The organism is Kouleothrix sp. (assembly GCF_046328425.1).
In the GTDB taxonomy this organism is placed as follows: domain Bacteria; phylum Chloroflexota; class Chloroflexia; order Chloroflexales; family Roseiflexaceae; genus Kouleothrix.
This window is the reverse complement of record NZ_JAXLWP010000018.1, coordinates 127,877-140,703: the sequence shown is the minus strand read 5'-3', so window position 1 is coordinate 140,703 and position 12,827 is coordinate 127,877. Positions and strand designations below refer to the sequence as shown.

8 protein-coding genes and 1 pseudogene are annotated in these 12,827 nt (G+C 69.2%); 1 reads left to right on the top strand and 8 read right to left on the bottom strand.

Annotation, left to right across the window (positions count from 1 at the left end; translation table 11 throughout):
• Nucleotides 1-54: 54 nt before the first annotated feature.
• The 4 genes from hisN to U0177_RS17645 all read right to left on the bottom strand — a co-directional run bounded on the left by hisN (nt 55) and on the right by U0177_RS17645 (nt 5,798).
• Nucleotides 55-837: a histidinol-phosphatase gene (hisN, locus tag U0177_RS17660; RefSeq protein WP_409571975.1), complete on the bottom strand. Its 783-nt coding sequence runs from the start codon at nt 835-837 to the stop codon at nt 55-57.
• A 33-nt stretch (nt 838-870) separates the two neighbouring features.
• A complete protein-coding gene (gene hisC / locus U0177_RS17655) occupies nt 871-2,022 on the bottom strand; it encodes a histidinol-phosphate transaminase (RefSeq protein ID WP_409571974.1) in 1,152 nt (383 codons plus the stop codon).
• A gap of 698 nt (nt 2,023-2,720) precedes the next feature.
• A complete protein-coding gene (locus tag U0177_RS17650) occupies nt 2,721-3,440 on the bottom strand; it encodes a metal-dependent transcriptional regulator (RefSeq protein WP_409571973.1) in 720 nt (239 codons plus the stop codon).
• 66 nt (nt 3,441-3,506) lie between these two features.
• Entirely contained in the window at nt 3,507-5,798 is a 2,292-nt protein-coding gene (locus U0177_RS17645; RefSeq protein WP_409571972.1) for an alpha-amylase family glycosyl hydrolase, read from the bottom strand.
• A 186-nt stretch (nt 5,799-5,984) separates the two neighbouring features.
• Between U0177_RS17645 and U0177_RS17640 the strand changes: the two genes are divergently transcribed.
• A complete protein-coding gene (locus U0177_RS17640) occupies nt 5,985-6,950 on the top strand; it encodes a polyprenyl synthetase family protein (protein ID WP_409571971.1) in 966 nt (321 codons plus the stop codon).
• A 137-nt stretch (nt 6,951-7,087) separates the two neighbouring features.
• On the opposite strand, the gene U0177_RS17635 is transcribed toward U0177_RS17640, so the two are convergent.
• From U0177_RS17635 to U0177_RS17620, 4 genes and pseudogenes are all read right to left on the bottom strand, one after another.
• Nucleotides 7,088-8,338 carry a cation diffusion facilitator family transporter gene (locus U0177_RS17635; protein ID WP_409571970.1) on the bottom strand — a complete coding sequence of 417 codons (1,251 nt, stop codon included), beginning with the start codon at nt 8,336-8,338 and terminating at the stop codon, nt 7,088-7,090.
• Between the two features lie 401 nt (nt 8,339-8,739).
• A pseudogene (locus U0177_RS17630) lies at nt 8,740-8,925 on the bottom strand (aminopeptidase); the annotation flags it as partial.
• Nucleotides 8,926-8,951: 26 nt separating this feature from the next.
• On the bottom strand, nt 8,952-9,656 hold the full coding sequence (rpiA, locus tag U0177_RS17625) for a ribose-5-phosphate isomerase RpiA (RefSeq protein ID WP_409571969.1): 705 nt from the start codon (nt 9,654-9,656) through the stop codon (nt 8,952-8,954).
• The gene (locus U0177_RS17620) at nt 9,653-12,571 is read right to left on the bottom strand and encodes a CHAT domain-containing WD40 repeat protein (RefSeq protein ID WP_409571968.1); all 2,919 of its coding nucleotides are present in this window, start codon (nt 12,569-12,571) and stop codon (nt 9,653-9,655) included. The genes rpiA and U0177_RS17620 overlap by 4 nt, the downstream gene beginning before the upstream one ends.
• Between the last annotated feature and the right edge of the window lie 256 nt (nt 12,572-12,827).

The window sequence follows — 12,827 nt, the reverse complement described above, 5'->3', positions numbered from 1 at the left end:
ATGGTGAGCAGGCGGCGTATGAAGAGCGAGGCGCTGTGCAGCCCGCGCGCGCGGCTACTCGCCGCGCGCGCCTACGAGCGCCAGCAGCTCGTCGAGCACCAGGCCGTTGGTGCCGATCGCCTCGCCGCCGGCGGCCGTCTGCGTTCCGCGCCAGTCGGTCAGCGTGCCGCCGGCCTCGGTCACCACCGGCAGCAGCGCCGTGGCGTCCCACAGCCGCACGTCGGCGTCGAGCATCACTTCGGCGCGGCCGGTGGCCACCAGCACGTAGCCGTAGGCGTCGCCCCAGGTGCGCTGGAGCTTGGTGGCGGCGACCATGCGGCGGTAGGCGGCGGCGCGGCCATACTGGGGCATGCTCTCGGCGTCGGAGCAGAGCAGCAGCGCGTCGCGCAGGCGCGGCACCTGCGAGACGCGGGCGACCCTGCCGTTCCAGCTGCAGCCCTCGCCGCGCGCGGCGTGCAGCAGCTCGCCGGTGCCAGGGATGTTGATCGCGCCCACCACCGCCTCGCCGTCGCGCTCGAGGCCCACCAGCACGGCGTACAGCGGCACGCCGCGCACGAACGTCTTGGTACCGTCGATCGGGTCGAGCACCCAGCGGTAGGTTGCGCCTGGGCGGGTCTCGCCCTCTTCTTCGCCAAGGATGCTGTGGTCGGGGTAGCGCGCCGCAATCAGCTCGCGCATCAGGCGCTCCGACTGGCGGTCGGCCACCGTCACCGGCGAGGCGTCGGCCTTGATCTCGGTGGCGATGTCGGTCTGGAAGTAGCGCAGGGTGAGCTTGCCGGCCTGCCAGGCCAGATCGGCGGCGAACTCGCGCAGGTCGCGCAGCGATTCGGAAGCCATGGGTATCTCCTCGGTGTGCCGGAAACCGGCAGACTAGACTGCCCGCGCCGTGCCCAGCAGCTCGGCCAGCGCGGCCAGGAAGATATCGTTCTGCTCGGGGGTGCCAATGCTAAAGCGAACACAGTCGGTCAGGCCGGGCTTATTGAAGTAGCGCACCAGAATGCCACGGCGCATCAAGTCGGCCTTGAGGCGCGTCGCGTCGGCGCCAAGCACGCGGCAGAGCATGAAGTTGGCGTGGCTGGGGTAGGGGTGCAGGCCGGGCATGTCGAGCAGCCGGGCGTACATCCGGTCGCGCTCGGCCACCACGAGGCGCACCTTATCCATCAGGAAGTCGGCGTCGTCGAGCGAGGCCAGCGCGGCGGCCTGCGCGGCCACGTTGATGTTGTAGGGCTGCTTGATCTTCCACAGGTGCTGGATCAAATCTTCGTGAAACAGGCCGTAGCCAATGCGCAGGCCGGCCAGGCCGGCCCACTTGCTGAAGGTGCGCAGCACGGCAAGGTTCGGGTAGCGGCCGATCAGGTCGGCCACGCTGACGCCGGCGAACTCGACATACGCCTCGTCGACGACGACCATCACCGGCAGGTCGAGCAGGCGCTCGATCTCGGCGCGCGGCGTGAGGTTGCCGGTGGGGTTGTTGGGCAGCGTCACGAACAGCAGCTTGGCGCGCTCGCGCTCGACGGCCTCGGCCACCGCTGCGATGTCGAGGTCGAAGGCTTCGTCGCGCGGCACATTCACGATCCGCGCGCCGTGGATGCCGCCGTCGAACGAGTACATGCCGAAGGTCGGCGGGCAGTCGACGATCGCGTCGCCGGGCTGGATGAACGCGCGCATCAGCAGGTCGATCAGCTCGCCGGAGCCGGACGAGCAGAGGATGCGCTCGGCCGGCTGGCCGGTGTAGGCGCTGAGGCGCTGGCGCAGAAAGGTATGGTTCGGGTCGGGGTAGATCGCCAGCGCCAGCGGCTCGAGGAACTGGTTGGAGCTGGCCGGCGCGTGGCCGCCGCCCAGCGCGTCGACGGCGGCCACCGCGCGTGGCGATGGGCCGTATGGGCTTTCGTTGGCGTCGAGCTTGATAATGCGCTCGACCGGCAGGCCGAGCTGCGCGGCGAGCACCTCGATCGGCGCCACCGGCGTATACGCTTCGAGCGCTGCGATATCCGGCCGCAGCAATGTTTCGATACCTGGCATTGAGTACCCCCAAACATAGCGGACAGTTGTGTTCGGGCCGGCCATGCGCCGCGCCGGGGCTACCGGCGGCCAGCCGGCCAAATAATACCATAGAACCGGCGTGCTTCCGGGGAAGCGAGGGAGCGGGGAGCGGAGAGCGTTGGAGCGAGGGAGCGCAAACATCGCCCTGCGGCTATGCCTTAGGGCACGCTGGCAGCTCACGTGTCGCCACGAGGCATGCGCCACTACGGCTGCACGAGCCACGGCATGCATTATGGGGCCAGGGGCGGTAGCGCCAGCGGGGGAGTGCAGAGGGCCGGCGGCCGCCCTCTGCCGCGGGGCACGGGGGCGCGCAGCCCCTCGAACGCCCGGCAGGGCGAGAGTGTGTTGCAGCGTCCTCGAACGCCCGCCCCGATTGGGAGAAGGCGCGCAGGATGCGCGCCCTACGGAGAAGGCCGTGCCAGCGGCAACGTCAGACGCGCATGCCCTGTGGCGTGGGGTGGCGCGCAGCCCCTCGAACGCCCGGCAGGGCACGGGGCGCGGAGCCCCCGAACGCCCGCCCCGATTGGGAGAAAGCGCGTAGGATGCGCGCCCTACGGAGAAGGCCGTGCCAGCTGCAACGTCAGACGCGCATGCCCTGTGGCGTGGGGTGGCGCGCAGCCCCCCGAACGCCCGGCAGGGCACGGGGCGCGGAGCCCCCGAACGCCCTCGCAGGGCCACTATCTCGGCTCTTCGGCATAGGGTGCGGCCGGCGCGCGGGTCATATAGATCTCGCGGGCCAGGCGCCGGTCGATCGGGTGGATGCTCTGGCCCACGCGCACCGACAGCGGCCCATCGAAGGGCGCGCTGGCGACGACCTCGAGCTGGGCGCCGGGCACCATGCCAAGGTCGGCCAGGTAGCGCAGGCGCTCGGGGTGTTGGTCGCGCACGCGCGCAATGCAGCCGTGGTCGCCGACGCCCAGATCGGCCAGGCGCGCGCCGTCGTCGGCGGGCATAGCGCCCTCGCGCGAGGGGATCGGGTCGCCGTGCGGGTCGACGATCGGCTCGCCGAGGTGGGCGGCGATCCGTGCCTCGAGCTTCTCGCTGATGTGGTGCTCGAGGCGCTCGGCCTCCTCGTGCACTTCGTCCCAGCCGAAGCCAAGCGCCTCGACCAGGTACAGCTCAATCAGCCGGTGGTGGCGCACGACCTCAAGCGCGATCCGCTCGCCCAGCTGGCTCAGCTCGACGCCGCGGTAGGGCGTGTAGCTCACCAGCTGCATATCGGCGAGCGTCTTGATCATGCCGGTGACCGAGGCCGGCTTGAAGCCGAGGTGATCGGCCAGCAGCGAGGTAGTGACTTGCGGCTGGCTGCGGCCGAGCGTATAGATCGCTTTGAGGTAATCTTCGATCGCCGGGCTGACGCGCTCTTTGTAACCACCAGTCTCGTCGGCGGGTGTCATAGCGCCCTTCCTTTAAACGAACAGCGCCTGCGGGTGGCTAAACTATAACCGGGCGCGTACACAGCGTCAAGCGCGGCCGGCGCGCGCGCTGCGCGGCTGGCGGCGGCCATTTGTGCGGCTGACGGGTGCAAGCATTGGCATGAGCAGGTCGTCGAGCGGCGCGCCGTCGAGCTGGGCATCTTCGGCCGGCAGCTCCGCCTCGGGGGGTGTGGGGCGCGCGGCCGGGCGCACGAGCAGCCCATAGGCCGCGAACGGCTCAAGCGTCAGCCGCAGCGCGAGCAGATCGTCGCGGCCCCAGGTGCTGCGGCCGTTCTCGGCCCAGGCGCGGCGCTCGAACAGGTCGAACAGCTCGTACTCGCCGTCGGCCAGGCCGATCTGGTCGACCGGCAGGCTGAGCGATACGGTGTGCTTATGCGGGCCGACGTTCAGCAGCCCGAGCAGGTACTCGGCGGCGTGGCCGCGCCAGACTGCGAACACCTGGCCGCTCGAGCATGGCAGGTCGTTGTAGCGGCTACTGCCCTCGCGCAGCACGGCGTACTCGGCGCGGGCGTGCAGCAGCCGGCCGATAAACTCGCCGTCGCTGTGCTCCTGGCCCGAGCGGATCAGCGGCACAAACCCGCACAGCACCATGCCGGCCAGGATCATCCGGCTGGCGCGCGAGCCGCGCAGGCCATCGGCGAGCGGGCTGATCAGGCGGGTGCGGTAGTGCTCGGTGAAGCAGATCGACGCCGGGCCCGGCGGCAGCGCGCGCGCGTAGTCGGCCAGCCAATCGCCGACATCGGCCGGAGCGACGCGGCGCAGCGCCAGGTTCATAAACATATGGTGCACCGGGTCGTCGAGCTGGCCGTCGTGGAACGCGGCGTACAGCGGGCCGGCCAGGGCGCACAGCAGCACCGCCGCTGGGTTGGCGGCCTTCACCTCGGCGCGCAGCTGCTCGAGCATGTCGAGCACGCCCATGCGCCCAGCCGGCGCGTACTCCGGCGGGCGGTGGCGCACCGAGTTGGCGCGCGGCGGCAGGATGCGGAAGCCGTCGAGCGCGTACTCGCGCAGCTGGCGCAGCGCCCAGCCTTGCATGTATGCGCGCAGGCCGGGATGATCCCAGTCGAACGCGACCAGCTCGGGATGCTGGCTGACGTGCTCGATGCGGCTGTCTTCGTCGTAGCAGAACCAGCCGGGGTGCTGGCCGATCAGCGGCGAGGTAGGGGCGCAGCCTTCGAGCGGCAGGTCGATCACCACGCGCATGCCCAGGGCGTGGGCCGCGCCGACCAGATCGCGCAGCTCGGCGGGGCCGCCCAATGTCGCGTCGAGCTGGTCGAGGTCGCGCAGGGCGTACGGGCTGCCTGCGGAGTCCCAGCTGGCATCCCAGAGCTGTCCGCGCGGGTTGGCGAAGTCCCACACCGGCAGCAGGCAGAGCGTATTCAGGCCAAGCGCGCGCAATCTGGGCAGCGCCTGGGCCAGGCCGCGAAAGCCGCCAAAGAGCGCCGGGTGCGTTTCGTAGAACGCCGCGTCGCGCACCCAGGCGGCGGGCCGTGCGGCCGAGCGCACGCCGCAGATCGGCCAGGTGCGCTGCAGGGCGGCGAGCGCGTTCGGCCAGGGCTCGTGCATGAGCAGCAGGTACTGGGCGCTCACCACCGCGCGCTGGTCGGACTCGATCCAGTGGGCAAGCTCGACCTCGTGGATCAGCATCAGCGCGCGGTCGTTGCCCTCGATCTGCGGCAGCGCGGTTCCGGCAGTGCCGTAGTACCAGCACATCAGCGTCTCGTCGCTGGCTGGGTCGTGCAGCGAAAGCACGCCAGGCCCCTCGCTGGGCGCGCGCTCGAGCGCGTACTCGTCGCGCTGGGGCAGGAACAGCGACTGCAGCGCGCCGGCGCGGCGGTAGCGCGCGGCCAGCAGCAGCGGCACCTGCGGGCGCACCTGGTTGCCTGGCGCGTCGAAGCGGCACGACTCGAGCGCGCCGGCGCAGGCCCACGGCACCTGCATACGCACGCCGCGCAGGTGAACCGGATCCTCGCCGGCGTTGTACAGCTCGAGCCGGCGGGTGAGCAGCGTCCCAGTGATGTGGTAGCAGTCGTCGATCATGAGCGGGCCGATGCCGATCGTGATCACCAGCTCGATCGCGCCGTCGTGCTCGCTGGCGGTGTGCCTGAGGTAGCGAATGAACACGCGCCCGGCCATCCAGCCGCGGTCGCCGATCCGCACGTCGATCGACGGGACCGGCCGGCCGTAGCCAAGCAGGTTGGGGCCGCCCGCGCGGCGCAGCTCGCGCAGGCCGCCATCGTCGAGCGAGAAGACCAGCGCGAGATCCGGTGTTGTCAGCGTGGCAAGATCCTGGCTGCGGCTCAGGGTAAACGGCGGCATGACGCGATCCCTACAGTTCGATACCGGGACACCAAGAGGAAACGCCGAGAAGTTTGCGATTATTTTACCACAACGGTCGCGGCGGTGATCGCCGCAGCTTGGTTGACAGGCGTGCGCGTTTCGGGTATGCTCAACGGCGCAATTCACAATCGACGGGAGCGCATTGCATCCCGTCAGGATAGAATTATGAGCCAGCTCCCGATCCACCCAGCACTGCTCGCCGACCTTGAGCATGTCGATCGTATTATTGTCGAGCGCGTACAGCCGCGCCTCGCGGTGATCCGCGTTGCCGGCCAGCATATTCTTACCTCGGGGGGCAAGCGCATTCGCGCCGCGCTGACGCTGCTGGCCGCCCAGCTTGGCAGCTACGATCTCGATCGGGTGATCCACTCTGCGGCGGCCGTCGAGCTGATCCACGCCGCGTCGCTGGTGCACGACGACCTGGTCGATCAGGCCGAGCGCCGCCGTGGCACGGTGACGGTGCACACGCGCTGGGATGGCGACGTGGCGCTCATGGTCGGCGACTACCTGTTCGCGTTGGCGGCGGCCGAGATGGCGCTCGCGCCCGACCCGCGGATCATCGGCTATTTTTCGCGCGGCGTGATGACGATCTGCGAGGGGGAGCTTTCGCCGGTGCTGAATGTCGCGCCGCTCGACGTGGCGCTCGAGCAGTACCTCTATAAGATCGGCTGCAAGACGGCCGCGCTATTCGAGGCCGGCTGCAAAGCCGGCATGATCTGCGGCGGCGGCACGCCCGAGCAGGTCGACGCGCTGGGGCGCTTCGGCTACGATCTCGGGCTGGCCTTCCAGATCGTCGACGACGTGCTCGACTATGTCGGCGACGCCGAGACGCTTGGCAAGCCGGCCGGCAACGACCTGCGCGAGGGCACGATCACGCTCCCGCTGATCTATGCCGTCGAACACGGCGGCGGCCCCGACCTGGCCGGCGTGATCGACCAGCAGCCGCTCGAAGACGCGCAGGTGCAGTGGGCGATCGACGAGGTGCGCCGGCTGGGCGCCGACGCGCGCGCAATCGCCGATGCGCGCCAGTATGCCGAGCGCGCGCTCGAGCATCTCGCGCCCTTCCCCGACAGCCGTGCCAAGCAGGCGCTCGCCGAGATCGCCCACTTCGTGGTGGCGCGCGGCGCCTGACTTCCCCGAAGGTGCCAGGGCTGATACCAATTCTCCGTGCGATCTTTTGCTGTTTGTGATGCCCTGCCGGCAAAGCCGGGCAGGGCATCACAAACAGCTGTTTCCTACCAGCTTTACAGCGGGTTGGCCCAAGAGCATCAGCGCGCGCGCGAGCCGTTGCGGTGGTGCGCCATCTCGGCGTGAAAGTCTTCGCCGTTGGCGCCGACTGGGTCGATGTGGATCGTCACGGTTTCGAGGCGCGGCAGGTCGTGCAGCAGCGCGTGCTCGATCGCGATCGCGATCGCGTGGCTCTGCACAGTGCTGAGCGCGCCGTCGACGCTGGCGTACAGCTCGGCCTCGAGGTTGTGCCCCAGCCAGCGCACCCGAGTACCATACACATCGCGCACGCCTTCAACACGCTGGGCGCCGCGCTCGATCGCGTCGACGAGCGCCGGGTCGACCGCGTCCATCAGCCGCTCCCAGATCGTCTTGGCGGCGCCCCACACCACCTGCAGGATCGGCAGCGTGATCAGCAGCCCGACGATCGGGTCGGCCTGGGGAAAGCCGAGCAGCACACCGAGCGCGCCCACCAGCACGGCCAGCGATGTCAGGCCGTCGGTGCGCGCGTGCAGGCCATCGGCCTCGAGCGCGGCGCTGCCGATCTCGCGGCCGACGCGGATGCGAAAGATCGCCACCAGCTCGTTGCCTAGAAAGCCGACGACCGCGGCCGCCATCACCCAGTAGACATTGCTCAGCGGCTGGGGGTCGATCAGCTTGCGGAATGACTCCCAGGCTGCCAGCGCGGCGCTGGCCAGCATCACCAGCACAATGAAGATGCCAGCCAGGTCTTCGGCGCGGCGGAAGCCGTAGGTGTAGCGGCGCGTCGGCGGCCGGCGGCCGATCGCAAACGCGATCCATAGCGGCACGGCGGTAAGCGCGTCGGCGAAGTTGTGGATGGTGTCGGCCAGCAGCGCGGCGCTGCCGCTGATCAGCACGATCACCACCTGAAAGATCGCCGTGGCCAGCAGCCCGGCCAGCGATACCTTCAGCGCCCAGATGCCGCGCTCGCTGCTCTCGAGCGCGCGGTCGCTGCGCGGCTCGCTGTGGCTGTGCGAGTGAAACAGCTCGCCGAGCAGTCCGCGCAGGCCGCTCGCATGCGCATGATCATGGCCGTGGTCGTGGTCGCTGTGGTCGTGGTCGTGGTCATCGTGCGGGTGGCCGTGGTCGTGGTCATCGTGCGGGTGGCCGTGGTCGTGGTCGTGCTCGTCGTGCGGGTGGTTGTGATCATGGTCGTCGTGGTCATCGTGCGGGTGGCCGTGGTCGTGGTCGTCGTGCTCGTGGGCGCCACCTTGCTTGCCTGGCTCAGGCGCCTGCGAAGCCTGCAGCTGATGCTCGTGCGGCTGCTTCATACCGATACTCCTGTGATGTAATACCAAATTCGCTTGATTACATACACTATTCGCTTGATTACATACACTTTGGTGGGGGTTTGGGGACGGCTTTGCCGCCCCCGAATTTCTTTTTGTGTTGCACTGCGTGGCGAAGCCACGCAGTGCAACGGAATCTATACGTGAACAAGCGAAGAGCGTATAATCAGGCGACGTCGATGCCCATTGTAACCGAAGACGCAGGCGACAATGCCAGGCATAGCATAGTGCATGCCACCGCGAAATTCGCAGCACCCGAATGGTTTACAGGAAGCTTGGAGGGATGCGCAACCAGGCGGCGGCGGATGGCGAACGTAGCGTCGGCCGGCCCACGCCCGAAGACGTGAGCCGGCCGACGCAGCGCCGGCGAAGGGCGAGGCGCGCTACGCTGCCCACTCGCCGCCGCGCATCAGCGGCTCGGCGCGCCCGTCGGCGCTGATCCTGTCGCCGGCCATCTGGGCCGAGCCGATCATGCAATCGACGTGTGTCGGGCTGCCGTTGCCGCCGGCGCGCGGAAACTTGTCGCTTGTGATCTGCCTCATGGTAAGTTTGGTAGTGGAAATTCGGCCCGGCGCCGTGTGGCCGCGCGCCTACCCTACGCAGCCGGCCGGGCGAGCCTGGTGATGCCCCCGTCGCCGGCCACAATCGCGACGCCCGCCATGCCGATGAACATGCCGTGCTCGACGACGCCGGGAATCGCGTGGATGGCGGCGTCGAGCGCGCGCGCGTCGCCGATGCCGTCGCCGAAGCGGCAGTCGAGAATATGGTTTCCCTCGTCGGTGACAAACGCGCTGCCGTCGGCGGCGCGGCGCAGCAGGGGCGTGCAGCCCAGCGCGGACAGGCGGCGCTCGGCCAGCGGCAGCGCGAAGGCGATCACCTCCACCGGCAGCGGCGCGCGCGTGCCCAGCCGGCCGACGCGCTTGGTCGAGTCGCTGACAATGATCATGCGCGCGGCCGAGGCGGCGACGATCTTCTCGCGCAGCAGCGCCCCGCCCAGCCCCTTGATCAGCTCGAGCTGCGGGTCGATCTCGTCGGCGCCGTCGATCGCCAGGTCGAGCTGCGGGCGCTCCGCCAGCGTGGCCAGCGGGATGCCAAGCTCGCGCGCCAGCGCGGCGGTGCGCTCGGATGTCGGCACGCCCACGATCTCGCGCAGGCGGCCGTCGCCCAGCCGATCGGCCAAGCCGTACAGCAGGTACTTGGCCGTCGAGCCAGTGCCCAAACCGAGCGCCATGCCGCTTTGAACGTACTCCAGCGCTGCCTCGGCAGCCTGGCGTTTGAGTGATTCAAGATCAGGTGTCATGGTAGTATCCCCCAGATGCGAATTGTCAAATCGTACGAGCTTGTGATCACATGCCGGCCGTTGGGCGTGAACGCGACGCCGGTGAGCCAGCCCTGGTAGGTTTGTAGGTTCGGCGCTTGCAGCGCGCAGATCTGGCGCAGGTCGGCGGTGGAGAACAGCCGCAGATAGCTGTCGCCGCCAGCTGTCGCAATTGCGCTGTCGTCGGGCGAAAACGCCAGGTCGCGGACGCCGTTGACGAGGTTGCCTGCAAGTTTGCCGAGCAGTTTGCCGTCGGCGGCGCGCCAGACATAGACGTTCTCGTCCCACGAGCCCGCGGCGACCTTGGTGCCGTCGTGCGAAAACGCCACGCTCGTGATCCCGCCGGTCGCACCGTCGAAGGTGCGCAGCAGCGCCCCATCGCTCACGCGCCACAGGCGCACGCGGGTGTCGCTCGGGCCACCGGTATCTTCAAAGGCGCCCGAGAGCAGCGTGGCCGAGTCGGGCGAAAACGCCACGCTGTTTACGGCATTGGTGTGCCCGCGCAGCGTGCGCAGCAGCGCGCCGTCGGCCACCCGCCAGAGCTTGATCGTCTGGTCGGAGGCGCCGCTGGCGAGCAGCGCGCCGTCGGGCGAGAATGCCACGCTCAGAATGATGCCGGCGTGCGGGTCGGCGCCGTGGAGCCGGCGCGCGAGCGTGCCGTCGCGCACATTCCACAGCAGCAGATCGTAGCCGCTGCTGACGCTGGCGAGCAGCGCGCCGTCGGGCGAGAATGCCAGCTTGTTCACGGTGTCGTCGGGCTGGGCCGACTGTGTGAGGTCGCGCAGGGGTTTGAGCCTGGCGAGATCCCAGATGTGCACGACATTGGCGAGCCCGCCGGCGGCGAGCAGCGTGCCGTCGGGCGAGACAGCCACGGTATTCAGCTGCTCGGTGGTGCTGATTGTGTTGAGCGGCGCGCGGATTTCGGCCCAGCCGGCGTAGGAAAGGGCTTCGGCTGGCGTGTTTGTTGCCAGGGTGGTAGCGCCGGCGGCGGGCACGCTTGTGACCTCAGAGCCGGACTGATGTCTGGCGCCGAAGATCTGGCCGTAGGCCAGGCCCACGCCGATCAGCACCACCAGCGCGGCGAGGAGCGGCGCGACGCTCGGCAGCCGGCGAGTGGCGCGCTTGGCTGGCTCCTCGGCCTGCTGTTCGGGCGCGGGGGGTGGCGGCGGGGCCGGATCGGGCAGGTGCGCCGCCGGCAGCACATCGCCGTGCGGGGCGGGCGGCAGCCCGACTGGCCGGGGCGGCTCGGTGGTGCGGCCAATGCCAAACGTGCCGAGCGACATGCTGATCAGCCGCTTCAGCGGGTGGAAGCCCTCGGCGAGCTGCGCGACGCCGCTGACCTTGAGGAACCCCGAGGCCAGCAGGAGATCGCGGTTGAGGTACACGTGCAGCAGCAGGCGCAGCTCGCCGCTGTGCAGCGGTGTCAGCAGAAAGATGATCGGCTCGGTGTCGGCGTCGGGCTCGAGGCGGATCTTCTGCTGGGGCGTGGGCGTCTGGAAATCGGTGCTCTCGATCGCGATCGTCAGCTCGATCGGCGCGGGGCGGCCGCGCTCGTCGCGCGGGAACTCGAGATCGAACGGCTGCGCGCGCACGTCGTCGGGCTGGGCCTCGAAGTTCGACAGCGGGCTTTGCAGCAGCTCGCGCAGCCCGGCCGAGCCATGGCGGCGGATCAGCGCCACCAGCTCGATCGTCTGGCGCACCACCACCTCGTCGGGCAGCGCGGCCTCGAGCAGGCGCTCGTCGGTGACGTTGGGCGTGGCCACCAGCGATTGGCGACCGTTGAGCGGCTGGGGCGCCGCGCTTATATCGAAGATCCGCCCATCGGGGGCGCGCAGGTACAGCACGGGCGTGCCCCACTCGGCGCCGCTGCTGGCTGCGAACAGCGCTTTGCGAGCTTCGGCCAGGCCGGCGTCGAGCGGGTAGCCATCGGCCAGCGCGCCGTAGAATTCGCGCGCCAGCGTGATCGCGGCCTCGTCGCTCACCTCGAACTGCATGGCGATCACGGCCGGGATGCCCTGCTGCACCAGGCTCTGTGCGCTGCCGGCGAACGGGTCGGTGCGCGAGCCGCGCGCGCCCTCGCAAGCGTTGAGCACCACCAGCCGTAGCGAACGATGATCGTGTAGCAGCATGCCCAGGTTCTGGCCGCTGATGCGGTGGCCGAGGCGGTCGTCGTCTTCGAGCAGCAGCACGCCGTCGCGGATGTGCTCGTCGAAGCCGCCGTGGCCGATGAAGTGCAGGATGTGGTAGTCGTTACGCCGCAGCTGGCGCTGGAGCGCGGCCAGCGACGGCTGCTCGACGCGATCGACCTGCACCAGCCCGCGCTGCTGGAGTGTGGCGAGCGCCTCGTTGAGGCGGCGCCACTCGCGCTCGGCGTCGATCGGCGGCTGGTCGCGCGGGCTAGCGATCAGCGTCAGCACGCGCAGCGGCGGCGCGATTGCCAACGGGCGGATGCGCTCGGGCAGCTCGAGGTAGCGCACCAGCGGCGTCTCGATCGAGAGCGCCAGAAAGCGATTGACCGCCGGGTAGTATAAAAACTCCCACGGCAGATCGGCCAGCTCGGGGGCGTCGTTCAGGCGCAGGCGCAGGCGCAAGCCTTTTCCCTGGCGGTCGGCCTCGTCGAGGCTGCTGCGGAGGCAGGCGCGCGTGTCGCCCGCGAAAGTCGCCTCGAACAAGCGCGCGCCGAACGCTTTGGCGGCCTCGGTCGCGGGCGCATCGATCCGGCGCATCGTGCGGCGGCCCTGGCCGAGCTTCAGCAGGAAATTTTCGATCTCGAGGTCGGAGAAAGGCGGGTGGAATGCGGCCGCCGACTGGCCGGCGGGCGAGTTGACCGCGACGCGGTAGCCCTGCGCGGCCGGCCCGATCTCGATGTCGAAATCCAGGTAGGTAATCTCCGCCACAGGCCGCTCCTGTCGTGCAATGTCGCCTGGTACTGTAGATTAAACGGAGCAAACCGCGTAGTTATCGTATGATCAAGCGCTGGCTTTGTCAAACAAGGTTGTGTGGCTGCCACGCTGATGCAACGTCTTTCGACCTTTTCCCTGTGCGGGGGAAATAACTTTGGCGTCGTGGTGCGGTCGCAAAGCGACTGTACCACGACGCCAATACTAATTTTCCTTCTTCTCTATTCTGTGGTGGACGACGCTGCTGCGCCGC

What these genes read in the sequence shown, in the direction of transcription:
- U0177_RS17645 (WP_409571972.1), bottom strand. Translation starts at nt 5,798, where the DNA reads ATGCCGCCGTTTACCCTGAGCCGCAGCCAGGATCTTGCCACGCTGACA.
- U0177_RS17640 (WP_409571971.1), top strand. Translation starts at nt 5,985, where the DNA reads ATGAGCCAGCTCCCGATCCACCCAGCACTGCTCGCCGACCTTGAGCAT.
- hisC (WP_409571974.1), bottom strand. Translation starts at nt 2,022, where the DNA reads ATGCCAGGTATCGAAACATTGCTGCGGCCGGATATCGCAGCGCTCGAA.
- U0177_RS17635 (WP_409571970.1), bottom strand. Translation starts at nt 8,338, where the DNA reads ATGAAGCAGCCGCACGAGCATCAGCTGCAGGCTTCGCAGGCGCCTGAG.
- U0177_RS17650 (WP_409571973.1), bottom strand. Translation starts at nt 3,440, where the DNA reads ATGACACCCGCCGACGAGACTGGTGGTTACAAAGAGCGCGTCAGCCCG.
- rpiA (WP_409571969.1), bottom strand. Translation starts at nt 9,656, where the DNA reads ATGACACCTGATCTTGAATCACTCAAACGCCAGGCTGCCGAGGCAGCG.
- hisN (WP_409571975.1), bottom strand. Translation starts at nt 837, where the DNA reads ATGGCTTCCGAATCGCTGCGCGACCTGCGCGAGTTCGCCGCCGATCTG.